The sequence below is a fragment of the Pseudoalteromonas sp. CST2 genome (genome assembly GCF_028599385.1).
In the GTDB taxonomy this organism is placed as follows: Bacteria; Pseudomonadota; Gammaproteobacteria; order Enterobacterales; family Alteromonadaceae; genus Pseudoalteromonas; species Pseudoalteromonas atlantica.
On the sequence record NZ_JAQREO010000008.1, the window covers coordinates 1 to 24,918 of the forward strand.

15 protein-coding genes and 3 tRNA genes are annotated in these 24,918 nt (G+C 41.4%); 16 read left to right on the forward strand and 2 right to left on the reverse strand.

The window, feature by feature from the left end; genetic code table 11:
- Nucleotides 1-135: 135 nt before the first annotated feature.
- The 4 genes from PSH41_RS11640 to PSH41_RS11655 all read left to right on the forward strand — a co-directional run bounded on the left by PSH41_RS11640 (nt 136) and on the right by PSH41_RS11655 (nt 1,485).
- A tRNA-Glu gene (locus tag PSH41_RS11640) sits at nt 136-211 on the forward strand.
- A gap of 176 nt (nt 212-387) precedes the next feature.
- Nucleotides 388-463, forward strand: a tRNA-Glu gene (locus tag PSH41_RS11645).
- Between the two features lie 174 nt (nt 464-637).
- Nucleotides 638-713 (forward strand) — tRNA-Glu (locus PSH41_RS11650).
- Nucleotides 714-1,218: 505 nt separating this feature from the next.
- Nucleotides 1,219-1,485 (forward strand): DksA/TraR family C4-type zinc finger protein, encoded by a 267-nt coding sequence (locus PSH41_RS11655; protein WP_024034161.1) that lies wholly within the window; start codon nt 1,219-1,221, stop codon nt 1,483-1,485.
- 37 nt (nt 1,486-1,522) lie between these two features.
- Here the strand turns inward: PSH41_RS11655 and gloA are convergent, their stop codons facing one another.
- The gene (gene gloA, locus PSH41_RS11660) at nt 1,523-1,921 is read right to left on the reverse strand and encodes a lactoylglutathione lyase (protein ID WP_273589143.1); all 399 of its coding nucleotides are present in this window, start codon (nt 1,919-1,921) and stop codon (nt 1,523-1,525) included.
- 939 nt (nt 1,922-2,860) lie between these two features.
- Here gloA and PSH41_RS11665 point away from each other — a divergent pair.
- The 12 genes from PSH41_RS11665 (at nt 2,861) to PSH41_RS11720 (ending at nt 23,696) form a co-directional block, all read left to right on the forward strand.
- Nucleotides 2,861-3,739 (forward strand): NAD(P)-dependent oxidoreductase, encoded by an 879-nt coding sequence (locus PSH41_RS11665; RefSeq protein WP_024034160.1) that lies wholly within the window; start codon nt 2,861-2,863, stop codon nt 3,737-3,739.
- Between the two features lie 146 nt (nt 3,740-3,885).
- Nucleotides 3,886-6,144 (forward strand): chondroitinase-B domain-containing protein, encoded by a 2,259-nt coding sequence (locus PSH41_RS11670; protein WP_273589142.1) that lies wholly within the window; start codon nt 3,886-3,888, stop codon nt 6,142-6,144.
- A gap of 2 nt (nt 6,145-6,146) precedes the next feature.
- The gene (locus PSH41_RS11675; protein WP_443197745.1) at nt 6,147-8,366 is read left to right on the forward strand and encodes a heparinase II/III domain-containing protein; all 2,220 of its coding nucleotides are present in this window, start codon (nt 6,147-6,149) and stop codon (nt 8,364-8,366) included.
- A gap of 5 nt (nt 8,367-8,371) precedes the next feature.
- Nucleotides 8,372-8,716, forward strand: coding sequence for a cupin domain-containing protein (locus PSH41_RS11680; RefSeq protein ID WP_004589273.1), 345 nt, complete (start codon nt 8,372-8,374; stop codon nt 8,714-8,716).
- A gap of 3 nt (nt 8,717-8,719) precedes the next feature.
- Nucleotides 8,720-10,027 carry an MFS transporter gene (locus PSH41_RS11685; protein WP_055020381.1) on the forward strand — a complete coding sequence of 436 codons (1,308 nt, stop codon included), beginning with the start codon at nt 8,720-8,722 and terminating at the stop codon, nt 10,025-10,027.
- A gap of 58 nt (nt 10,028-10,085) precedes the next feature.
- A complete protein-coding gene (locus tag PSH41_RS11690; RefSeq protein ID WP_096739355.1) occupies nt 10,086-11,018 on the forward strand; it encodes a sugar kinase in 933 nt (310 codons plus the stop codon).
- Nucleotides 11,019-11,082: 64 nt separating this feature from the next.
- Nucleotides 11,083-11,700, forward strand: a complete 618-nt coding sequence (gene eda / locus PSH41_RS11695) for a bifunctional 4-hydroxy-2-oxoglutarate aldolase/2-dehydro-3-deoxy-phosphogluconate aldolase (RefSeq protein WP_055020383.1) — start codon at nt 11,083-11,085, stop codon at nt 11,698-11,700.
- 13 nt (nt 11,701-11,713) lie between these two features.
- Nucleotides 11,714-12,796, forward strand: coding sequence for a class II fructose-bisphosphate aldolase (gene fbaA, locus PSH41_RS11700; RefSeq protein ID WP_024034154.1), 1,083 nt, complete (start codon nt 11,714-11,716; stop codon nt 12,794-12,796).
- Nucleotides 12,793-13,755 carry a class 1 fructose-bisphosphatase gene (locus PSH41_RS11705; protein WP_029772406.1) on the forward strand — a complete coding sequence of 321 codons (963 nt, stop codon included), beginning with the start codon at nt 12,793-12,795 and terminating at the stop codon, nt 13,753-13,755. Before fbaA ends, PSH41_RS11705 begins: the two co-directional genes overlap by 4 nt.
- Before the next feature lie 518 nt (nt 13,756-14,273).
- Nucleotides 14,274-17,009, forward strand: a complete 2,736-nt coding sequence (locus tag PSH41_RS11710; RefSeq protein ID WP_273589147.1) for a poly(beta-D-mannuronate) lyase — start codon at nt 14,274-14,276, stop codon at nt 17,007-17,009.
- Nucleotides 17,010-17,087: 78 nt separating this feature from the next.
- Entirely contained in the window at nt 17,088-20,135 is a 3,048-nt protein-coding gene (locus PSH41_RS11715; protein ID WP_273589141.1) for a TonB-dependent receptor, read from the forward strand.
- A gap of 603 nt (nt 20,136-20,738) precedes the next feature.
- Nucleotides 20,739-23,696, forward strand: coding sequence for a TonB-dependent receptor (locus tag PSH41_RS11720; RefSeq protein ID WP_055253067.1), 2,958 nt, complete (start codon nt 20,739-20,741; stop codon nt 23,694-23,696).
- Nucleotides 23,697-24,281: 585 nt separating this feature from the next.
- On the opposite strand, the gene PSH41_RS11725 is transcribed toward PSH41_RS11720, so the two are convergent.
- The gene (locus PSH41_RS11725) at nt 24,282-24,914 is read right to left on the reverse strand and encodes an alpha/beta fold hydrolase (RefSeq protein WP_273589140.1); all 633 of its coding nucleotides are present in this window, start codon (nt 24,912-24,914) and stop codon (nt 24,282-24,284) included.
- Nucleotides 24,915-24,918 lie beyond the last annotated feature (4 nt).

The window sequence follows — 24,918 nt, forward strand, 5'->3', positions numbered from 1 at the left end:
CGCCCTTTCACGGCGGTAACAGGGGTTCGAATCCCCTTGGGGACGCCACTTACTATTTATAGTAGGGTAGTGTTATTAATAAAACTCGTCTGAAACGAGTCAAACCATTCAGTTGTCCTAGTGACACTTTTTAGTGTCCCCATCGTCTAGAGGCCTAGGACACCGCCCTTTCACGGCGGTAACAGGGGTTCGAATCCCCTTGGGGACGCCACTTACTATTTATAGTAGGGTAGTGTTATTAATAAAACTCGCCTGAAACGAGTCAAACCATTCAGTTGTCCTAGTGACACAGAAAACGTTTTTGAGAAGATAATGCCATTCGCCTCGCAGGCTCGGTCTCATCTTACTTAGAAATAGCAAATCAGTGATTTGCAAAGCAATTTCTGCGTCCCCATCGTCTAGAGGCCTAGGACACCGCCCTTTCACGGCGGTAACAGGGGTTCGAATCCCCTTGGGGACGCCACTTACTATTTATAGTAGGGTAGTGTTATTAAAAACTCGCCTGAAACGAGTTAAACCATTCAGTTGTCCTAGTGACACAGAAAACGTTTTTAAGAAGATAGTGCCATTCGCCTCGCAGGCTCGGTCTCATCTTACTTAGAAATAGCAAATCAGTGATTTGCAAAGAAATTTCTGCGTCCCCATCGTCTAGAGGCCTAGGACACCGCCCTTTCACGGCGGTAACAGGGGTTCGAATCCCCTTGGGGACGCCACTTACTATTTTAGCTGATGTATAAAGCAGTGTGACACCGCACTCTCTATGCACGACGTTATCAAGAGTACTAATCTATTGAGACGCCACTTACTATTTTAGTAGTGTATAAAGCTATAACTTCCTCAGCGTTATCCAGCGCATTAATTTCTACCGTTTATCCGTTAAAATTTAAGTTTTACACTTTTAATTTTCTTCAATATCTAAAAACCTATCTATTTAATTAATAATCACCTACGTATAACTTCTTTGGCTTTCAAGACCGATCCGCAATAATAATTATTCATTTACAGTGATAAATATTTTGCTAGCTGCGTTAAAAATACATACTTATAACTGCATGTGTAGATAAAATGGATAGCACAACTAAATTACAAATTACTCTTAACCATATTTATTCATCCTTTAAATAGCTTACTCAATAAAGCCAGTACAAAATATTCAGCATTTATAAAGCGCTGTGCTGCTAGCCTTTTAGTTTAATTTCTCATTATTAGGAGTTAATTATGGCAAGTGGTTGGGCGCGTGATGGCGCAATTCAAGATCAAATCGATGCAAGTGTTAACGACGCAGTGCAATATGCAAGGCAAAATTTAATCTCAGGCGCGAGTGCTGAATTCTGTGATGAGTGTGATTGTGAAATACCACAGGCACGCAGGTTAGCGCTGCCAGGTGTTAGGCACTGTGTGGCGTGTCAAAGTGAGCTTGAGGCTAAAGGCAAAGGCGTTGCTGGCGTAAACCGCCGAGCAAGTAAAGATAGCCAACTAAGGTAAAGGTGCGACTAGGCACCTTTTTGATAAATTTTATTGCCTAGTGAGCTTTGTTCTTCTTTTTCTGAATAAGCTCAATTGAATAGCCATCAGGGTCTTTCACAAAAGCAATTTCTGTTGTGCCGCCTTTTACTGGCCCCGGTTCTCGACTGACGTTTCCACCAGCGGCCTTTATGTCGTAACATGCCTTGTATATATCGTCAAATTCAATAGCTATATGGCCATATGCATTACCAAGATCGTAGCTATTTTCATCCCAATTATAAGTAAGCTCTAACACAGTATTACTATCCTCTTCACCATACCCTACAAAAGCTAATGTATAACGATACTCTTCGTTGTCAGAACGGCGTAATTCTTTCATTCCTAAAATCTGTGTATAAAAAGAAAGTGACTTTTCTAAGTCGGCTACACGCAACATTGTGTGTAATAAACGCATTTAGGTTACCTCTGTGAGTTTAAATTTAAATAGGTGTGGAGCATAGCGTCTTTATGGAGTATCCATAACCGCATTGCAAAGGCCAGAGCCTGCCATATACCTAGGGGCTTATTTTACCTCAACTGTGAACAATAAGTTTATATTAACCAGCTATTTGCGCACTCATTGCGTCAAATTTACTTGCAATAAGCCTAGCTATTGCCGCGCAAGTGGCTTTGCCTTCACTGAAAACCTCGGCTTGTGAAATAAATTAAAATATCAGTACGATTTAATACGTAAGTAAACTTCTTAACCTGAGTTCGGGCAATTTAAGCTAAATGTGGACAAGGCTCGGCATTTACAACCACGCATTGCCATAATATTAGCACACTAAATTAGTGGTTTTACCAACAATGGGTTAGTGCACAATGTAATTATAGCCACGCTATTTATACGAGTTTATAAAGTTGTTGCACTTATTGGTCAACCTATTTTTTATTAAGCTCTAACCAAAGAAGGGAAAAGTGCGTTGAATTAATTTGATTTCCATACTACCTATAACTAATTGTTTATTATTGTTATTTTGTTAACTTAAAATAAATTGTAAATTACCTTGGTTTACAAGGTTAACTTATTGGTTGACAAGGTTGGTGTATGGTAATACAGTTTTTACATACCAATTGGTAAGCTGCTTGGTTTTAGCTTCTCCAAGGTATTAATAAATAATCAAAGCAATGCTAAGCATAACGAAATAAATACGTAACCGGTCAACAATATACAGCGTGTAATTATTCTGTTTTTATTCGCTCAAATGGTAATAACGCGGCGGGTTACCTATTCAAACGAACATGCTCAGGGTTACTTTAGCAAATTGAATTAAACGACACAGCGTACCTATTTATGGGGTAAATCATTACTCGTACTCATAAAAGCACGCGCCATCATATTTAGGAGTTATTCATGTCTAAACCAGTAATCGGTTTTATCGGCCTTGGCTTAATGGGCGGCAATATGGCCGAAAACTTACAGAACAAAGGCTATGAGCTTATTGTTATGGATTTAAACAAAGATGCGGTTGCTGCATGCGTTAGCAGAGGCGCAAAAACAGCAAGCACTGCAAAAGAGCTTGCACAAGGTGCAGACATAATTATGTTTTGTTTAACAACATCAGCAGTTGTTGAAAAAATTGTGTACGCAGAAGATGGCATTTTAGCGGGTATTAAAGAAGGCGCGGTATTAATTGATTTTGGTACATCAATTCCTTCATCTACTAAAAAAATTGGTGCTGATCTAGCCGCTAAAGGCGCAGGCATGATTGACGCACCACTAGGGCGTACTCCAGCCCATGCTAAAGACGGTCTATTAAATATTATGGCAGCAGGCGATATTGACACCTTCAATAAAGTTAAACCTGTACTTGAAGATCAAGGCGAAAACGTATTTCACCTAGGTGAGCTAGGCGCAGGACATACAACTAAGTTAATCAATAACTTTATGGGTATGACCACGGTATGTGCTATGTCACAAGCGTTTGCTGTAGCAGACAAAGCGGGTGTAGACCGCCAGCAACTATTTGACATTATGTCGACAGGTCCTTCTAGCTCTCCATTTATGCAATTTTGTAAAAACTACGCGGTAGACAATGTAAGCGACCTTGGTTTTTCAATTGCCAATGCAAACAAAGATTTAGGCTACTTCCTACAAATGGTTTCAGACCTTGGGACTGAATCAAAAATTGCTGAAGGGTCATCTGCTAACTTACAAGCGGCATTTGATGCAGGTATGGGGCAAGGCAACGTACCAGAAATTTTTGATTACTTTAAAACTCTAGAAAAGTAATACCAACAACATTGGGTGCTTTAACGTAGTTAAAGCACCAAAACACACACAACATCAATTGGCTAGATTTAACCTGCTTTGTGCAATGAGTGCAGCATTACTATTGATAAGGCATTACTTCCGGTCACACTGAAAAAGAGTTATCTATGCGTTTAATTAATATAATAAAGCTTAGCCTAGTTCTTATTGGGTGCACATCCACACAATTGGCAGCCAAAGATTATTTTGTAGACACTAAACAAGCTTTTCAAGAAATCTCTGACAAACTCGTTGCCGGCGATAAAATAACTCTCAAAGACGGTACGTGGTCTAATTTCGAAATTTTATTACAAGGCCAAGGAACCAAAAACGCCCCTATAAAGCTTACAGCGCAAACCAAGGGTAACGTTATTTTATCAGGGCAATCTAATTTAAGACTGGCGGGTTCGTATTTAGAAGTGTCAGGACTTGTATTTAAAAATGGTTATACGCCTAGCTCAGCCGTTATTGAATTTCGTAAAAATAAAGATGAGCTTGCTACTCACTCACGTGTAACACAAGTCGTTATCGATAACTACAATAACCCCGATAAACGAGAATCAGACTATTGGGTTGCTCTATATGGTAAACATAATCGTTTTGATCACAGCCACTTAGTAGGTAAACGTAACAAAGGCGTTACGGTTGCTGTAAGGCTTAATAGTGAGCAAAGCCAACAAAACCACCATCAAATTGATCATAACTTCTTTGGCTATCGTCCTACTTTTGGATCTAACGGCGGTGAAACACTGCGCATTGGTACTAGCCACTATTCATTAAGTGATTCATTTACCGTAGTTGAAAACAACTACTTTGAACGTACTAACGGCGAAGTAGAAATAATCTCGGTTAAATCAGGGAAAAACCAAATCCGCAATAATGTGTTTTTTGAATCTCGCGGCACACTAACGCTGCGCCATGGTAATGGCAATATTATAGAAGAGAACGTTTTTTTTGGTAACGGTGTGGATCACACAGGTGGCATTCGCATCATTAATAAAAACCAAACAGTAAAAAATAACTACTTAGAAGGTTTAACAGGCTACCGCTTTGGGAGTGGTTTTACGGTTATGAACGGCGTACCTAACTCACCAATAAATCGCTACCATCAGGTAGAAAACGCGACAATTGAAAACAATACCTATGTAAATGTGCGTCATATACAACTTGGCGCAGGTAGCGATAGCGAGCGTAGCGCTGCACCAATTAATAGCGTAATGAAAAATAACCTTATTATTAATCAAAATGGCGAGCAACCTTTTACAACCTTTGATGATGTAAGCGGTATTAAATTTAGCAAAAATGTAGCTAATACCCAGGTATTAAAAGAGTTAAATTACGGTGTTAAACAGCAAAATGTAACACTAACCAGAGCTAGTAACGGTTTACTGTATCCTGAATCAAGCAAAATTAGTGCAGGTGCTAAACGCGGTTTAAAGGTGCTAAAAAAGGCCGATACCGGCGTTAGCTGGTATCCAAAAACAGAGCAAGTTGTGGCATTTGATACGGGTAAAACTCACCAGGTTAAAGCAACTGCAGATGCCTTACTTAACGCAATCAATGCAGCCCAAACGGGTGATGTATTAGAGCTTGCAGATGGTCAATACGATGTATCTAAACTCGTTAAAATAACAAAAGTGCTTACCCTTAAGGCTAAACATACTGGCAAAGTTAAGCTGACCTACCAACGCTCCACCTTATTCGAAATTCATGACGGCGGTAGCTTAAAGCTAGATGGTTTAGTTATCTCGGGTGAAAACGCACCTGATGCCATTAATAATAGTGTGGTACGTACTAAAAAGTGGGGCATGGTTGATAACTACCGCTTTGAAATACACAACTCACAATTAACTAATCTTGATATTAATCACTCATTTCACTTTTTTGTAACGGGTAAAGGGGCGATGGCAGATGAAATCACGTTAGTAAATAACACCTTTAAAAATGTGACTGGCGATATTTTACGTCTCGATACCGAAATAGAAGACTTAGGTATTTATAACGCAGAGTATGTAACACTTAAAAGCAATACCTTTAATGAGGTAGCCGGTGGCGTCGTTAAGTTATACCGAGGTGGAAGTGATGAAAGCACCTTTGGTCCGCATTTATTAATGACCAATAACACCCTAACTAAAGTAGGTTTAGGTAAGCGCAACAAGGCGCAAGCGAGTGTGTATGCGCACGGTGTACAAGTCACAAATATTGCAAGCAACGTATTTGAAAAATCGGCACCGATTAAAATTGAGCACACGGTTGGTGAGCCAATAACAGCCATTACAGATAACACCTTTGATGCAACTCAAGCGCCAAGCGTAAAAGAGTTACGTGTAGCGGGCCCGCACACGGCAACGATTAAAAATAACAACGTTTTAAATAAGGTGAACTAACAATGATGAATTTAACCCCAAATAAGTCATTATTTAAAACGCTGGGTGTTACTGTAAGTGCCTTAGTTTTATCGATAAACGCCTACGCAGCGCATCCAAATTTGGTAATAACCAATGATGATGTAAAGCAAATGCGCCAAGCAATTAGCAACAATGAACAGGGTAAGTTTGCCACCGCATTTGCAGCGCTTAAAGCACAAGTAGATGAGCAAATTAAAAGCCCTATAACAGTGCCTGTACCAAAAGACGGTGGGGGAGGGTATACCCACGAACGACACAAAAAAAATTATCAGCTTATGTATAACGCCGGTGTTATTTATCAGCTAAGCCAAGATGATAAATACGCTCATTACGTACGTGATATGTTGCTTGAGTATGCCAAATTATACCCAACACTTGATGTACACCCTAAGCGCAAAGTTAAGTCGCAAAACCCAGGTAAACTATTTTGGCAAAGCCTTAATGAGGCCATGTGGCTTGTTTATACCATTCAAGCATACGATTTAGTGCATGATGCGTTAAGCGCCGCTAATATTAAAACCATTGAAAATGACTTACTGCGTCCAGTATCGTTATTTTTATCACAAGGCCAGCCATCAACCTTTAACAAGGTACATAACCATGGTACGTGGGCTACAGCCGGTGTAGGCATGGCAGGGTATGTGTTAGATGAATCTGAGTGGGTCGAAAAGTCTCTTTACGATTTAGATAAATCGGGCGAGGGTGGCTTTATTAAGCAGCTAGACATGCTGTTTTCGCCACAAGGCTATTATAACGAAGGTCCTTATTATCAACGCTTTGCACTACTTCCGTTTGTTACCTTTGCTAAAGCAATTGAAAACAACGAACCGCAGCGAGACATTTTTGAATATCGCGATGGCATATTACTTAAAGCCATTGATACTACTATTCAGCTAAGCTATAACGGTTTGTTTTTCCCGATAAACGATGCAATTAAAAGTAAAGGTATAGACACAATAGAGCTGGTACACGGTGTAACAGCCGCTTATGGTTTAACACACGATACTGGTTACTTAGATATAGCCAAAAAGCAAAATCAAATAATACTATCTGGCGATGGCCTAAAAGTGGCTCAAGCACTGGATAAAAATAAGCAAACCCCTTATGAATTTAAATCGGTAGCGTTTGGCGATGGTAACGATGGCGAGCAAGGGGCGTTGGTAGTAATGCGTACGCAAACTGGTGGCGACCAAGCACTTTTATTTAAACCTGCCGCACAGGGTTTAGGGCATGGACATTTTGATAAATTAACTTGGCAGTTTTACGATCATGGCAATGAAATTGTGTCTGATTATGGCGCTGCACGTTTTTTAAATGTTGAGGCTAAATACGGCGGCCGTTACCTACCAGAAAACGAAACTTACGCAAAACATACTGTGGCACACAATACGGTTGTGATTGATGAAACCTCGCATTTTAATGCAAATGTTAAAGTGGGTAATAACAATCATCCTACGCTTAATTTCTTTGAAACAAACCAATACGGAACGGTGTCAAGTGGGCAAATAAGCACCGCTTACAAAGGTGTTGAGCTTGAACGCACCTTAGCATTAATTAATTTACCTATGCTTGAAAGCACGCTTGCAGTTGATATTTTTAATGTGACTGCAGATACCTCCCATAAAATTGATTTACCACTGCATTACAAAGGCCAATTAATTGATACCAGCTTTGAGTTACTTGGTAACACCAAAAGCTTAGCTGCGCTGGGTGATAAAAATGGCTATCAACATTTATGGTTAAAAGCACAAGCGCAACCAGATGAAGGCCTAGCAAAGGTAACGTGGCTAAACGACAACGGCCGTTTTTATACACAAACTAGCCTAGTAAAAGGGGATGAGTCTTTCTTATTTACGCAAATAGGGGCAAACGATCCACACTTTAACCTTCGTAACGAAAATGGCTGCATTCGCCGTGTAGAAGGTAAAAAACAGCATAAATTTATTTCAGTACTTGAGCCTCACGGTGAATACAACCCAAGTAAAGAATATACCCTAGAGGCTGTTAGCCGCGTATCGTCACTTAAGTATGACGCGCAAGAGCACTTAGACCTAATTGAAGTTAAAGTAAAAAATAATACCTATTTGGTTGCTATCAACAAAGCCGATAAAGCAGCTAAACACACATTCACATATCAAAATAAAGCATTCACCTTAAATGGCCGCCTTGGCGTTTATGCGATGAAGAATAATCAGGAGTAAACAGGATGCAAAAGCAAAGTGCACACTTTTCATTTGGTAACGAAACCGAGATTGAAGATTTAGGTAATGGCTTAAAACGCCAAATGCTTGGCTATAACGAAGAGCTAATGGCCGTGAAAATTTGGTTCTCAGAAGGGGCAATTGGTTATAACCATGCACACAGGCACTCGCAAGTAACGTATGTGGTTGAGGGTGAGTTTCACTTTAACATTGATGGCGTAACTAAAATCTTAAAAGCGGGTGATAGCTGTTTTATTCCTCCTTTTGCTGATCACGGAGCAACGTGCCCAACTGGCGGTATACTGATTGATACCTTTAGCCCAGCTCGCGAAGACTTTCTTGAGGAATAACCTATGAAAATTCAAGGCTTACGCTGGTGGGTTATAGTGCTAATTGCACTTGCTACCATTATTAACTACATAGACCGTCAAGCGCTTAGCGTTTTATGGCCAGACATTGTGGAAGAAATGTTCCCTGATGAATCTGCGTTAGAGCGTAAACAAATTTACGCTAATATTTCTATAGTATTCGTATTTGCTTATGCATTTGGCCAAGCTATTTTTGGCAAAATTTTTGACTGGGTTGGCACGCGTTTAGGTTTTGTGCTTTCAATTGGTGTGTGGTCATTAGCCACTGTTGCCCATGCTTTTGCACAAGGGGTGCTTAGTTTAAGTATTTTCCGTGCAATTTTAGGTGTAGCCGAAGCTGGTAACTGGCCCGGTGCAGCTAAAGGTAATGCCGAGTGGTTTCCAACAAAAGAGCGTGCTTTAGCGCAAGGTATATTTAATTCTGGCGCAGCCATTGGTGGCATTATTGCTATCCCGCTTATTGCTTATTTAACCGTGTACTTTAGCTGGCAAATGGTGTTTGTATTTGTTGGTGCCTTAGGTTTTTTATGGTTAGTTCCTTGGATTATATTGGTAAAAGCGCCTCCAGGCTCTCACCCTTGGATAAGTGAAGAAGAGCGTGAGTACATTCTTACCGGACAAAGACGCGTTGATGATAACGGCGATGTAACAAGCGATGACGAAGAAGAATATAACCCGTCTACAGGCGAGTTACTCTCTCGTAAGCAAAGCTGGGGCGTAATTATAGCCTCTGCAGCTATCGACCCTATTTGGTGGTTATTTGTTTTTTGGATACCAATTTACTTAAACGAAGTGTATGGCATGGATGTTAAATCGATTGGTATTTATGGCTGGGTTCCGTATGTAGGCGCTATGTTTGGTGCTTGGTTTGGTGGCTTACTTGCCCAAAACCGCCTCAAAGCAGGCTGGAATACCGATAAAACGCGTAAGTTGACCATCACATTAGGGTGTTTAATTATGTTGCCGGCGCTGCTTGCAATGGCAAACCCAGGCGAGCCGGTAATTGCGGTACTTATTATGGCTGTTATTTTATTTGGTTTTCAAACCGCCATTGGTAACGTGCAAACCTTACCAAGCGACTTACTGGGTAAAAAAGCGGTAGGTACGTTGTCGGGCTTCTCTGGAATGGCCGCTAAATTAGGTGCTGTAGGCCTTACGTCATTGGTACCTATTTTAACAGCGGACGGTAATTATACACCGGCGTTTGTGATAGGCGCGTCTTTAGCGATTATTGCAATGGCAGCTGTATGGATTTTAATTCCAAAAATTGAACCATTGAAAAAGCCTAACTAATTTGTTGGCAATGGCTGTGTTTCTCACAGCCATTTACTACCTAAGGTAAGTGATAATAATGAAAAATATTTACTTTATTGGCGAGTGCATGATTGAGTTAAGAGCGACTGTTCCCTCTACATTGCATCAGTCATTTGCAGGTGACGTATACAATTCGGCAGTTTACTTAAAGCGTTGTTTCCCACAAATCACCACCTCAGTTATTACCGCTTTAGGGGAAGATAACTTAAGTAAAAAAATGCGTGAGCGTTTTGCAAGTGAGCAATTAAATACAGACTATGTATTTGCTCATAACAGTAAAGTCCCAGGTATGTATTACATAGAAACGGACGAGCAAGGTGAGCGCAGTTTTATTTACTGGCGTGATGATTCAGCAGCCAAAAAGGTGGTTGAATTTATCAGCCCTGAGCTCGTTAAGCAGCTGTCATCGGGTGATATGTTTTTCTTTTCGGGTATTTCTTTAGCCGTAATAGAAGAGCAAGCAAGAACGCAGTTTTGGGACATAGTAAAGCAACTTAAAGCCGCGGGTGTAAAAATAGTATTTGACCCAAATTACCGTGCGCGACTTTGGGATAACGTTGAGCAAACTAAAGCGCAATACCATAGTGCATTTAGCTTAGCCGATATTACGTTACCCGGCGTTGAAGACTTAGAAACGCTTTACAACGTGCAAAGTGTAGAAGCGGTAATTGATTATTTGGGTCCGTACAACATTAACGAAATTATAGTAAAAAACGGCCCCGATTCAGTCATTACAAAAGAGGCTAATACAGTGCAAAGCCACAGTATTACGCCGGTTAAAAACGTTGTTGATACAACCTCCGCAGGCGATGCCTTTAACGGCGTGTATTTAGGAGCGCGCTTAGATGGGCGCCCGATAAGTGAAGCGGTTAAGCTGGGCGCGCAGGCTGCCGGCGCTGTTATTCAGCAACCCGGTGCTATTGCACCAAAAGATGTTTTTCAACAAGCCATGGCCAAATCAGGTCTCTAACTGGCTAATTTACTCAATTTATAACACTAAGTAGCACGATTACTTAAAATAAGGGAAATAACGCATGACTCGCTTTTCTGAACTAATGGCAGGGCAAACTCTGCTACCTATAATTCAAGCAGACACGCCAGAGCAAGGTGTAAACATTGCTAAAGCAATGGCAGAGGCAGGCCTAACTTTGGTAGAAGTTGTTCTTAGAACAGATGCATCAATTGATGCGCTTAAAGCCATTAAAGAACAGGTTCCACAGCTAAAAGTGGGCGCAGGCACCGTTATTAACGAAACAATTTTAAAGCAAGCGCTAGAAGCAGGCTCAGATTTTATAGTTACTCCCGCTGTATCGCCTACACTATTAAGTGAGCTGGTTAAGTGTAACGTGCCAGTATTGCCAGGTGTATCAAATACCGGCGATATATTAATGGCGCTTGAGTATGGTTTTGAAGAGCAAAAACTCTTTCCTGCTTCACTTGCTGGTGGTGCGCCGTTTGTCTCTGCTGTCTCATCTGTATTTCGTGCAGTGAGCTTTTGCCCGACCGGCGGTGTAAGCGAAAAAAATAAAATGGATTACTTGTCGTTAAACAATGTATTTGCAGTAGGCGGTACCTGGGTTGCTAAAAAAGAATGGGTAGCGCAGGGTAATTGGCAAGCCATTACAGACTCTTGTATCGAGGCTTTAAAATAGCAAGGAGCAAAAAATGAATTATTTAGCCCCAACCATTGCACCAGGTGTTGTTGTTGGCGATGAAGTAAGCGAAGTGTATAAACACGCACGAACGCATCAGTATGCATTGCCTGCTGTAAACGTGGTGAGCACATCGTCAATTAATGCCACCTTAGAGGCCGCAAAAAAAATGAAGTCGCCGGTCATTATTCAACTATCTAATGGGGGAGCGCAGTTTTTTTGTGGTAAAGGTTTAGCACTAGAGGGCCAGCAATCTGCCGTTGTTGGGGCAATAAGTGCTGCACAGTATGTGCATAACGTGGCGAAGCACTATGGCGTTGCTGTAATGCTGCACACAGATCACGCAGCAAAAAAACTACTGCCCTGGATTGATGGTTTATTAGATGAAGGCGAAAAGTATTTTGCACAAACAGGTAAGCCGCTTTTTTCATCGCACATGATAGACCTGTCAGAAGAGCCACTGGAAGAAAATATAGAAATTTGTGAGCGTTATTTAGCGCGCATGGCAAAAATAGGCATGACACTTGAAATAGAGCTTGGGTGTACCGGCGGAGAAGAAGACGGGGTTGATAACTCACACCTAGACAGCTCTGCGCTTTACACTCAACCAGAAGATGTAGCCTACGCCTATGAGCGACTTAGTAAAATAAGCCCTAATTTTATCATTGCTGCCTCTTTTGGTAACGTCCACGGCGTATACAAGCCTGGCAATGTGGTATTAACACCTACCATATTACGCGACTCGCAAGCCTATGTAGCTGAAAAATTTAATTTAGAGCATAACGCTATTAATTTTGTATTTCACGGTGGGAGTGGCTCTGAGCACAGTAAAATTGCCGAGTCGCTCACCTACGGGGTGGTAAAAATGAACATTGATACCGACACCCAATGGGCGAGTTGGAACGGGGTATTAAACTACTACCAAGAAAAACAAGGCTACTTGCAAGGCCAAATTGGTAACCCTGATGGCGAAGATAAACCCAATAAAAAATACTATGATCCACGTGTGTGGTTACGTCAGTCGGAGCAGCATATGGTGGCTCGCCTGATCCAATGTTTTGACGACCTTAATTGTGTGAACAGGTATAGCGCATGAAAAGACTGAATAAAGTATTAAAGCAAGATGGGGTTGAAACCGACCTTATTATGTTAATTCGCACGCTATTAGCAACCACAAAAGAAATAGCGTTTAGAGTAAGCCAAGGTGAGCTTGCGGGTGTTTTAGGCTCTACCCTTAACGAAAATATCCAGGGCGAGGTGCAAAAAAAGTTAGATGTCATTGCCAATCAACTGTTAAAAGATACCTTAATTGATGATGATCTTGTAAAAACAGTGGCATCTGAAGAAGAAGATAATGCAGTAGGCGCCCACCCCGATGGTAAATATATTGTGGCATTTGACCCGCTTGATGGGTCATCAAACATTGATGTTAACGGGCAAATAGGCACTATTTTTACCATTTACCCTGCAAAAGCAGATGTGCCCTACGATAGTGATGAGCAATTTAATCAACCCGGTACTAATCAGGTTTGTGCAGGCTACGTGCTGTATGGGCCATCGTCGTTACTAGTAATGAGCACAGGCGGGCCAACCCGCTGTTATACACACGATTTAACCCACGGTGGCTTTTTGCTTACAAAACCAGAGCTTGCAGTGCCGAGTAAAAGCCGTGAGTTCTCGGTTAATATGGCAAATTACCGATACTGGGATGAAGCAACACAAGTTTACTTTGATAAATTACTGTATACATCAGAAGAATTTGCTAAAAGCTCAATTCGCTATAATGCAGCCATGGTTGGTGATGTGCACCGAATTTTATGCCGTGGCGGGGTATTTATGTACCCGCAAGATACGCGCGCGGGTAATGAAAACGGTAAAATACGCTTACTTTACGAAGCTAACCCACTGGCAATGCTCACTGAAAACGCAGGCGGTATAGCTACCTCTAAAGGCATGCGTATTTTAGATATTCAGCCCGATGAGCTGCATCAGCGTGTGCCTGTTATTTTAGGCTCTAGTGAACCTGTGACTTACTTTAATTCTACGGTTTATTAAACCTGACTAAGGCCTCAGTACAAAAGGGCGGTTATTGTCCCCTAACGCCTTTTAAATAAAACGTATGCCGCTGCTAACTAATAGTGAGTTAAACGCAGTGGCTACGATTTACACACCAAAAATCCATATCTATAGGCTATTACAGCTAAAGCTTTATGCCTGTATTTTCCACTCCTCCATTCTTTATGTCCTTATCGCGCTACGTATTAATTCAGAGTAATTCTTTCGGTAAAACCAATTGTTCATAAAGGTTGCTTGTTTATCTATTCGTGAAATTAATATTGGTAATAACGCTGCGTTATTAGGTATAGACGTAAGTTAACTTTCAGTTAATAAAATATGATGAATTTTGAACGAATATAGTGGTAAAAGTGTTTTTATTATGCTTATATTACCAAGTTGGTTAACAATGAGGCGTAAAAATAAAATAATTTGGTAATAACACACTGGGTATTTGGTAAATCACACATAACACCTGCTAAATACTAAACCACACAATTAAGGAGAATAGAGCCATGATGAAATTAAAACATTTTGCATTATGTGCTGTTGCAGCTGCCATTATAGGTTGTGACACGGATTCAAATAATAATAACAACACATTGGGCTCTATTGCTCTATCAGGCACAGCGTTAACGGGCGAAACATTGTCGACCAGCGTAAATGATGCCGATGGTATTTCTGGCGAAGTAAGCTACTACTGGTACGCCGACGGACAAGTTATAAGTGGCGCTAATGACGCAACTTTTACATTAACAGATGAGCAAATTGGTTTTGCAATTACAGCACAAGCACTTTATACAGATGACAGCGGTGTTAATGAGTCACATTTAAGTGAGCCCACCGATGAAGTGTCAGCTATACCTTTTGCGGCCACGGTAGAAATTAACGGTGATGCAATTATAGGCAATGAACTAAGTGCTAATGTAGCGGATGAAAATGGTTTTGATCCGGCGCTTGTAGCATATACATGGTTTGCAGATGATGTTGAAATTGCCGATGAAACCTTAGCAACCTACACTATTACCGAATCGCAACTAGGTAAAGTTATAACCGTAAATGCAGCATTTGAAGATAGCAGAGGCTTTGCAGAGTCAGCTACATCAACTGCCACAGCGCCAGTAGAGCGTGCAAATTCAGCAGGGTCGGTGGCTATTGTTGGCACACCTACGGTGGGTAATACACTTACAGCCGAAATAACAGATGAAGATGGCGCAAGCGGCACAATTACTTACCAATGGTTTGCTGATGAGGTTGCAATTAGTGGTGCCACGCAAAGCACTTACGTTGTAGATGAGTCATTATTAGGGCAATTTATTACCGTGCAGGTTACCTACACGGACGATCACGGTTTTACCGAAGACAACCTTTCTGAGGCAACCATTGCTGTTTCTGCAGAGGCTGTAGATGAAGCGGGTAGTATCACCATCTCAGGGGCTACGCCTTATTTAGTGACTAGCGAATTAACCGCTGAAATTAGCGATAACAACGGCGTAGATGAGCAAAACGTTACCTACACTTGGCTTGCTGATGGCGTAGCAATTGCCGATACCAACAGCAAAACATTTACGCCAACTAATCAAGCTGGCGCGATTATATCGGTCACTGCGAGTTATACCGATAATGATGGCTTTTCAAGCACAATTACCGGTGCCGCCGATACAGTAGTGTACACGCAAGTGATAAGCGATGCGGATGCGCTATTAGGTGCTATTAATGCAGGGCTTGGTGATGGCGATGTGCTTGGTTTAAATACCGGTGTATATGCCGATCTTGATGCCATTATGCTAACCAGCGCAGCAACACTTAAAGCTGTTGAAGGACAAAGCCCGGTAATTAGTGGCGAGCTTTGTATTCATGTAGCCAGTGGGGTTGATGGCGCGGGTATTGAAGGCCTTACATTTAAAAATATTGATACTAAATCGGGTGGCTTTTGTGAAACCGAAGAAGATGCCGTTATTTATTCTGAGGGTGACAACTTCACATTTACACAAAATACTATCGATGGTGAAGCAGAGACGTTAAATAATTCTACCTACCATTGGTTAATGCTTAAAGGTGACGCCGCAATGGTTGAGCGTAATACCTTTGCCAACCGCGATAAAGCAGAAAATGGTTCGGTGATAAAAATGTCTTCATCGAGCACTAACCACGTTATTCAATATAACCTTTTCACAGGTACCAGCAGCAACCCAAATTTTGGTAACTCTAGCCTGCACTTAATTAACGCAGGTAGTACAACAGGTACAGGCTCTGCTGATGATGCAAACTTTACTATTCAATATAACCGAGTAGAAAACTTTGTTACAGGCCGACGTTTAATGCGCGTACAAACCTCTGGCGCGACGATTAAAGGCAATACCATTTTAAATCCTAATGGCGGTATTTCGCTTGAAGATGGTGGATTTAATACGGTATCAGACAACATTATTATTCGTACCACTGATATTGCAAGTTCAAGCGATCGTCCTGCCGGCGTGCTAGTTACGCCTTTAGGCCACACTGTAAGCAATAACTACATCGCTGGTATTCGCTCAGGTAATAAAGAAGCCGGTGGTATTGTATTTACCGCTAACCCATTTTCACAAGCTGATGGCGGGGTGCCAAATGGAGGTAACCAAGCTGTGCTTGATGGCGCAGGCGACTTTACCCTTAATGTGACAAACAATACGGTACTTAACTCACAGCAACCATTTGTATTTAGTACAGAAATAGGTTCAAAGGCACCTGTTGGAGATTGTGATGAGCTTACCGCAGAAAATGCACCTGTACTGTATGGTTTAACTAAAAATGCGTTTGAAATTAACTTCAACGGTAATTTAAATGCTAATGGGGTGGGCGATCAAACTGATGAAGACACCATTGAAAGCAGCGCGCTTGTTTATGGTTTCTTTTACCCTAACGAGCTGTCGAGCGATCACTCTTTTGAATACGACTGTGACCTAATTAACCATACTGAATCACTGTTCTCTAACAGCTTTGGCTTTAGTGACAGTTATGAGTCGGGCGATGCGAGCGACCTATGGGTTGATATTAGAAACTTAAATGGCAATGGTGAATACGACACCGATGGCGCTATTGACCAAAACCCAGAAGCAAATGGTAAAGAAATCCCAGAGTTTGTCACTGCTACAAGTACGCTGCTTGAGACTGACTCAAATGGAGCACAAGCCTTAGCAGGTGCAAGAAACTTATACTACATCCAAAGCACTGATGTAGGTGCAGGCTCTACGTGGGTGGCACAAGATGAATAAGCCCACACTGCACATTATTAATACTTATAAAAATAGCAAACTACGCACAACACACACAATGATAAAGGAGAACGCGGCATGTCGTTAAAAATGGATCGAAGACGTCAACATTCTACAAACAGCTCTGTTTGTAATCATTTTGCACTTTCACCTGCTGCTAAGTTAATTAGAGCAAGTTTACTTGCAGGTATGGCAGGTTCATTGTCATTTAATGCTTTTGCTCAGCAAGAAGCCCAAGAAAAAGTGACTGAAGTAGAGCAAGATGTAGAAATCATCAGCGTTACAGGTACTCGTAGAACCATACAAGATCAAATTGCAATTAAGCGTGAGGCAACAACAGTTGTCGATGGTTTATCTGCAGAAGATATTGGTGATTTACCCGCGCTGTCAATTGGTGAAGCGCTTGAGTCGATTACCGGTGCCGCATCTCACCGTGAAAACGGGGGCGCTACCGAAATCACCATTCGTGGTTTAGGCCCATTTTTAAGCGCAACCCATATTAATGGCCGTGAAGCTACCAATGGTAGTGGTGACCGCTCGGTTAACTTTTCGCAGTTTCCATCAGAGCTTGTAAAAAAGGTCGCTATTTACAAAACCCAAGATGCTTCAATGATTGAAGGTGGCGTAGCCGGTGTGATTGCACTTGAAACGATTGCCCCGCTAGATTACGGCAAGCAACGCGTACAAGGCGAAGTTAAACTAAATTACAATCCAGATGAAAGTAATGTAGAAAACTCACTGCAAAGTGATACAGGCTATCGTGGTACGTTTAGTTATGTTGACCAATTTGAGTTTGCCGATGGCCAAGCAGTGGGTGTGTCTTTTGGTGTGCAGCGCCAAGATATTAGCCAACCAGAAGCAGAGTACAGAAGCTCAAGCCCATCGGGCTCTTCACTTTGGGCATGTTTAAATGACCCAACTAATACGAATGAAGGCTTTTACAGAAGCAGCGCAGGTGATTGTGAAGACCAAGTAAATGGCAGTAACAATCAAGGTTATCAAACAAACATCGACCCAGAAACAGGCAAAGCCGAAAGCGATGGCACTCCATACGCATGGACAGGTAGTAGCCGCAGCTATCGTCAAAATGAAACCTCAGATGAGCGTGATGCAGTATTTATTGCAATGCAATATCAGCCGTCGTCTGAGTGGGATGTTAACTTTGATGCACAAATCTCTGACAGAACACAAAGAGAAGCACGCCACGATTTAATTTTTTTACAAAAACGCGCAACACCTGGTTTAACAGGCCCAACGCTTGTTACTAACGATGTAGGCGGAATTTTACATTGGGAAGGTGAAGAACGTATTGAATCGGCAGGCGAGCAATTCTCACGTGAAGAAAACTACCAAGGTTATGGTATTAATATTGAGCATACGGTAACCGACCGCCTTACTGTAAATCTTGATTTAGCGTATTCAAAAACTGAGCGTGAAGAGCTACAAATTTCTAACCGTGGTAGAACCGCAGACCGTAATTTGTTTAGCTGGGATATGGGCGATGAAATTCCTCACTTCACGTTAACGGACTTTGATGTAACTGATATTTCTAACTTTACAGATAGCTTACGTACACGTTTAGACCGTGAAAATGTTCGCGAAAACGTAGTTAAATCGGCGCGTATTGATTTTGACTACGCGTTAGAGGGCGATATATTTACCAGTATTGAAGGGGGTATTAGAGCCTCAGAACTAAGCTTTATACAGTTTGGTGGTAGCCAAGGTAATGGAGCTCGTACTGAGTACACTATAGGCGATGACTCAGCATTAGAGATACTTCAAGGCTGTCAAATTGACTTCCCAGAATCTGATTTTTTATCTAGCGTATCGGATGGCAACTTAGTAACAAATGTAGATAGTAGCGGTAATGTAATAAGCTCTGGGACAGGTTCTTCGTGGGCGACCTACGATAACGTGTGTTTCTCTCAAGCTGTAGCGGCTACAGACACTGATTATACAGGTGAATTTGGTTACCCTGATGTTGAGTACGAAAATGCCGGTACCATAGATGTTACTGAAAAAACCACCTCAGTGTACTTAATGGCAAACTACGACACCGAAGTATTTGGTAAGTTTATTCGTGGTAACTTCGGCCTACGTATAGTTGATACTGATGTAACCTCGGTAGGCTTTAGAACAAATTACACTGTAGATGTAGATGAAACTACAGGCGCTGTAACCCTCGATGTAGGGGATTCACTAGAAAGAACCGAAAGCGGCGGTGGTTATACCAAATACTTACCAAGCTTTAACTTAGTAGTTGATTACAGTGAAGACATTTTACTGCGTGCGGGTATTTACCGTGGTATGTCACGTGCTGACCCATCTGATTTAGGCTATGATCGCGACTTTGTAACAGACGATCAATCTGTTGCGCTATCGCTTTCTGACTTATTAACCGTAGATGGTTCAGGTAACCCTGATACTCAACCATTAATGTCATGGAACTACGACTTAGCCTTTGAATGGTACCCTAATGAAGATTCTATTTTAGCGCTAAGCCTATACTACAAACAGTTCCAAGGTGGCTTCCAGCAACAAACTGTGATTGAAGACTATGTGGTTGGCGGTGAAACAGTATCACTACCAGTGACAAATTCAGTAACAACCGATAATGATAGCGATATACTGGGTTTAGAAGCATCGTTCTCGTACCGCTGGGATAATGGTATTGGTGTAAAATTTGGCTATAACTTTGCAGATACTGACTTTGAGTTTGAAGATAGCTTATATGGCGATACATACGTTACCGACCTAGATGGCAATACTACTCAATTAACTGCCGGTATTATTGAACCAGGTTCGGTGCCGGGCTTCTCAGAGCATGTATTTAGCAGCCAACTGTATTACCAAATTGGTGACTTTGATACGGCTATTATTTACAAATACCGTAGTGAATACTTCCAACCTTATACCAGTAATGGTACCCGCTTACGTTATGTTGATGCCGTAGGTGTATGGGAAATGCGCGCATCGTATAAAATTAACGAGCACTTTAGAGTTAAAGCTGAAGCCATTAACTTGTTCAGCGCACCTAAGTCACAAGACTTCTTTGTGGAAGATAACCTAGGTGAAGTAAACGATTACGGCCCACGTTTATTCTTAGGAATGAGCTTTAAGCTATAAGACAATAACCAGTGATCCCCACTTTAAAACCCAATTAGCGTATGCCGCTAATTGGGTTTTTTGTATATGCGTGTGGGCTATTAACCCTAAGCTTTTTGAATCGCGGCGTACTCTCTTAACTAAATCTTGGTTAAACCTTTTTACCTAAAGCGCAGCATTACTAAACTCAGTGTTAGTAACGCTGCGTTATTGGAAAGCGAATTAGTTAGTCAAAAGTCTACTATCTTTATCTTGGTTGACCAATTAACTCGGTAAAAGCGGCTAAATATAAAAATAGCGCGGTATATATAAAAAAAATATATCAGTCAGGTTGAGGAGGTTTTAATCTATTTTTGTGTGTTATTTAACCTTGATTTAGATTTAAAAGCACATTAAATACAAGTGGTTATATTATGGTCAGTAATAAAAGTATTTTTGTCATGCCGAATTGGCTTTTATTGGTAATGACTATTTTTGCTTTTTTTACAAAAAATGGTTTACCAATAGGTTGACCTTTGGTGCTTTTGCTGTAAATATTAAGTTAACCATTTAGATAAATGGTAAGGCGTTTAATAAAAAATATATAGCGAGTTACACATAGCACTGACACACACAGGAAAAACTATGAATCACAAGTTATCAAAAATTACGCTAGCAGTTATATCTGCCACAGCATTAAACCTTTCTATGTCCACACACGCACAGGAAGCCAAGCCAATTGCAGAAGATGATGTAGAGATCATCGAAGTATCTGGCATTCGTCAATCACTTACTAATGCACTTGCTGAAAAACGCTCTGCAGATAGCCTAGTTGAAATTATTCAGTCAGAAGATATTGGTAAATTACCCGATCAAAACCTCGCTGAAGTATTAGAAAACGTAACGGGTATTCAAATTACACGCCAAGCGGGTGTAGGCACAGGTGTACAAATTCGTGGTACCGATGCTAACCGTACCGAAATTAACGGTGTATCAACGGTGGGCTCAGGCTCTGGTCGAAGTGGTATTAGCTTTGAAGATGTATCAGCGTCAATTATTTCAAGTTTAGAGGTAATAAAGTCGCCTGAAGCGAAAACAATAGAGGGCTCTGTAGGCGGTACTATTAACCTTAAAACGATTCGCCCACTGCATTTAGGTGAGCAGCTAGCCACTATTAGAGTGCAAGGTGAGCACAGTAGCTTAAGCACTGATAGCGGTTTGCAACCACGTTTTTCGGGAACTTTTGCTGATAACTGGGAAGGTGATTACGGTAAATTTGGTGTGTTAGTGAGCGGCAGCTACGCAGAGCAAGATGTAACGGCGTTTCGCCCACGTGCAGATAGAGATAACATTATCACTGCAGATAGCGGTGTAGCCAGCGCTCAGTCTTTTGACTTTTTACCGATTCAATTTTTTGTACAAGATTACGATAACTACGAATACGAAACTAAAAACTTTGTAGGTACCATTGAATGGGCGCCTAACGACAACACAAAGTTTTATTTTGATGCTGTGGTTAACGATCAAGAACGTCGCCAAGAAAGCTCTCGTGTACAGGCTTCTGGTGTAAGTGCGCTTAATGATATTTCGGTTCCTGATGAATTTGAAACCGTAAACTTAGGCTCACTTGGCGGTACCAACCTTGGGTCTATTCAAGCGGCCTTACGCGGTGTCATTCCGGTTAATTTAGAAAACGATGATGACGATCCTAACCTTCGTTTTTCAAGTGATACAAACTCGCGTGTTACCGATAGTAATATTTTTAGACTCGGTGGCGAATGGCAAGGCGATAAGTGGTTTGTTAGTGCTGAAATTGCATCATCATCTTCAGATACAACTACGCCTAGCTTTAATACAACGCTTAACTTTATTAACCCTAATGTGCCATTAGATGCTGGTGGCGGTAATGATAATAGTGTGCCGTTTGAGTATGACTTATCAGGTGGCGCATTGGCATTTGGTATTGCAGAGGGGGCAGAGTACGCGCCAACGGTTGAACAACTACTAGACCCTGCAAATGTAGTGCTACGTGATGTAAATATTGGTCAAGATACCGTTGAAAACTCTGAAGATGCGTTCCGTATTGATTCAACCTATTACACAGACTCAATTGTAACCTCTATTGATTTTGGTTACCGCTACAGTAAATCACAAAGCAAACAAAACGAAATTACCTCAAGCATTGGTTTAAGAACCATGGCTGATAGCCCGTCGGGTGATTTATTTGCCGACTTATTAGTGGCAGGCCCAGATAACTTTAACGAAGCTGATGGCCGCTCGTTATACATAGGCGACTTTTTACTTATTGATCCAGAGCTTGTGGCGTCAGACCCTGATGCGGTACTTGCCACATTACAAGCAGCGATGACTGCGCACGGTTCAAGCAAAACATTAAATGCACCTACTTCAAGTTCTGCAGGTTTTTTTGATATAGAAGAAACCACCCATGCGCTATATGCACAAGCTAACTTTGAGTACGAAATGGTACGCGGTAATATTGGCGTACGTTACATTCAAACAGACGTAGAGTCTACGGGCAACTCAGTTACTCAAGATGGTAGTGGTAATGAACTGGTAACGCGTATTACCAATGAATCTGACTATGACTTTATTTTACCTCGTTTAAACCTTGTGGCTGATGTATCAGAAGATGTACTTGTGCGCTTTGGTGTAGGTAAAGATATTCGTCGCCCTGATTATAACGACCTATCAACGTCTATTACCTACAGCACAAGTCCAAATGACGAAGTTGAATTTGGTAACCCAGCACTGAAACCTGAAGAAGTACTGTCTTACGATTTATCGGCAGAGTGGTATTTTGCAGAGGCAAGTGTATTTAGCGTAGGTATTTTTCATAAAACACGTAAAGACTTACACGTAAATCAGTTAACCTCGCCAGTTGAAGACCCTGTAACAGGGTATCGCGACTTAACAGACCCATGTGAAGGTGGCGGTATATTTAACCCCATTGCAGATATAAACGTATTTGGCCCTGAGAATGGCCGTGGCGTATGTGTTGGTACAGAAACAAAAGTAAACGATAGTGGTGAAACTACCCAAAAAGGGATTGAGTTTGCCTTTCAATATGACCTATCAGGCTTTGAAAAAGACCTAGGGTGGGCATCTGGTTTTGGTGTGCTAGCTAACTATACAATTCAAGAGTTCTCAGGTGGTGAAACCGAAAATTCAGCAACCTCAAGAGCAAGTAATGTATTTGCAGCAACCACCGGTACGCCAGGTATTGAAGTAAGTGAAATTCAAGGCTTACTTAACCTTTCTGAAAACGCGTATAACTTTACGCTGTACTACGAAAAATTTGGCCTATCAGCACGTATGCGTTACACGTGGCGTGAAGGGTATCGTTCAAATGACTTTGGTAGTACGTCTAGCTTCCCTTGGGGTTTCCCAGTGGTACAAGAAGACCGTGGCCAGCTTAATGCAAGTATTAGCTATGATGTGAACGAGCAACTTAATATTGGCTTAGAGGCAGTAAATATTACTGAATCTGAAATTAGCCAATCATGTGTAAACGAAAGCGCACTATTGTGTTTCCAAGGTTTAACTGACCGTCGTATTACACTGGGTGCAAGTTACCGTTTTTAAAAAGTATGTTGAGAGTGTGTAGCCTTTGAACGGGCACTCAAAAGCAAGCCAGATGGCTTGCTTTTTTTTACCTAAAATTAGCTGCAGTTAGGTGGTTAATAAAGGACCGTGGTTCTTTGTGTTGGGGGTAAAAATGCACCTGTTTGCAAAAAATAAAGTGTGTGTTGTATTACTTGTTGGTTGTAGCGCATTCCCGTGTGGCTTACATCAAGGGTAATAAAATCACGCATATTAGTAGGGCGTGTTGGTATTTGATGGTTGAATTTGCAGCAGTGTGTTTGGTTTTTAGGCAAGGCAGAGCCTGTGAAGTGTGGTTATTCCCCATAAATAGGCGATAACGCTGCATAAATGCCAAACATGCGCTGCCCTTTGGGTTCTGCCTAGGGGCGATAAACTCTTTGTTGCCTACATGGATGTAGGTAAGGGGCGTGAGCAGGACGCGGAAGCTTTACTTGGTTCTTACTTATTCTTACAGGGATGTAAGTCATTAGAATAACGCAGGAGCAGTTATCGAGCCCACTAGGTTACAAACCTCGCGCCGCGATTTAATCGCCCCTAGATTGAACAAATTTCAATCCGCAAAAATCAACACGCCCTCAGTTTGGCTGATTCTACAGACACCAAGCCATCGTTTTTACTTTTAAAATAATGCTGTGTCAGGGGGGATGCTTTAGTACCGGCTATTACGCCTAAATTAATGTCCAGCTCATTTATGGTGTTGCCCAAACTCTTACTGCCTGTAATTAAAGATTGACTTACACCGCCGGCTATATGCATTAACCATGAACCATTTAAATGATTAGCTAATTCGCTGCCTTTGTTAGGCGTACCAATTAACACGACATTTCCAAGTGTATTACCATTAAATACCCCAGGGTTATTTTGCAAGTAGGCTCTAATAACTAGGCCACCTAGGGAGTGGCCTACAAAATGTACTTTACTCGCGTTAGCAATACAGGCATTAATTTGTGTGGTTGTTTGCGTAAATACAGCCTCAACACTTTGCCCTAAAGAGGCGTAATTTAGGCTGCATACTTTATAATGAGCACGTTTAAGCTGCTGGGCAAAATATGGCATTGCCCAATCGCTTCTGCCTAATCCATGGGCAAGTACTACCAGCTCATCATTAGGTTTATACTGCACAGGAGGATTATTGGTACTTTTACAGCCGGTTAGGAGAAGTAAAAGTATTAGGCCGATTACTAATGGTTTTTTCATTACT

Excerpts from the sequence above, each read along its gene's own strand:
- PSH41_RS11670 (WP_273589142.1), top strand. The coding sequence starts at position 3,886 with ATGCGTTTAATTAATATAATAAAGCTTAGCCTAGTTCTTATTGGGTGC.
- gloA (WP_273589143.1), bottom strand. The coding sequence starts at position 1,921 with ATGCGTTTATTACACACAATGTTGCGTGTAGCCGACTTAGAAAAGTCA.
- PSH41_RS11690 (WP_096739355.1), top strand. The coding sequence starts at position 10,086 with ATGAAAAATATTTACTTTATTGGCGAGTGCATGATTGAGTTAAGAGCG.
- PSH41_RS11715 (WP_273589141.1), top strand. The coding sequence starts at position 17,088 with ATGTCGTTAAAAATGGATCGAAGACGTCAACATTCTACAAACAGCTCT.
- PSH41_RS11665 (WP_024034160.1), top strand. The coding sequence starts at position 2,861 with ATGTCTAAACCAGTAATCGGTTTTATCGGCCTTGGCTTAATGGGCGGC.
- PSH41_RS11655 (WP_024034161.1), top strand. The coding sequence starts at position 1,219 with ATGGCAAGTGGTTGGGCGCGTGATGGCGCAATTCAAGATCAAATCGAT.
- PSH41_RS11725 (WP_273589140.1), bottom strand. The coding sequence starts at position 24,914 with ATGAAAAAACCATTAGTAATCGGCCTAATACTTTTACTTCTCCTAACC.
- PSH41_RS11710 (WP_273589147.1), top strand. The coding sequence starts at position 14,274 with ATGAAATTAAAACATTTTGCATTATGTGCTGTTGCAGCTGCCATTATA.
- fbaA (WP_024034154.1), top strand. The coding sequence starts at position 11,714 with ATGAATTATTTAGCCCCAACCATTGCACCAGGTGTTGTTGTTGGCGAT.
- PSH41_RS11675 (WP_443197745.1), top strand. The coding sequence starts at position 6,147 with ATGATGAATTTAACCCCAAATAAGTCATTATTTAAAACGCTGGGTGTT.
- PSH41_RS11720 (WP_055253067.1), top strand. The coding sequence starts at position 20,739 with ATGAATCACAAGTTATCAAAAATTACGCTAGCAGTTATATCTGCCACA.
- PSH41_RS11685 (WP_055020381.1), top strand. The coding sequence starts at position 8,720 with ATGAAAATTCAAGGCTTACGCTGGTGGGTTATAGTGCTAATTGCACTT.
- PSH41_RS11705 (WP_029772406.1), top strand. The coding sequence starts at position 12,793 with ATGAAAAGACTGAATAAAGTATTAAAGCAAGATGGGGTTGAAACCGAC.
- eda (WP_055020383.1), top strand. The coding sequence starts at position 11,083 with ATGACTCGCTTTTCTGAACTAATGGCAGGGCAAACTCTGCTACCTATA.
- PSH41_RS11680 (WP_004589273.1), top strand. The coding sequence starts at position 8,372 with ATGCAAAAGCAAAGTGCACACTTTTCATTTGGTAACGAAACCGAGATT.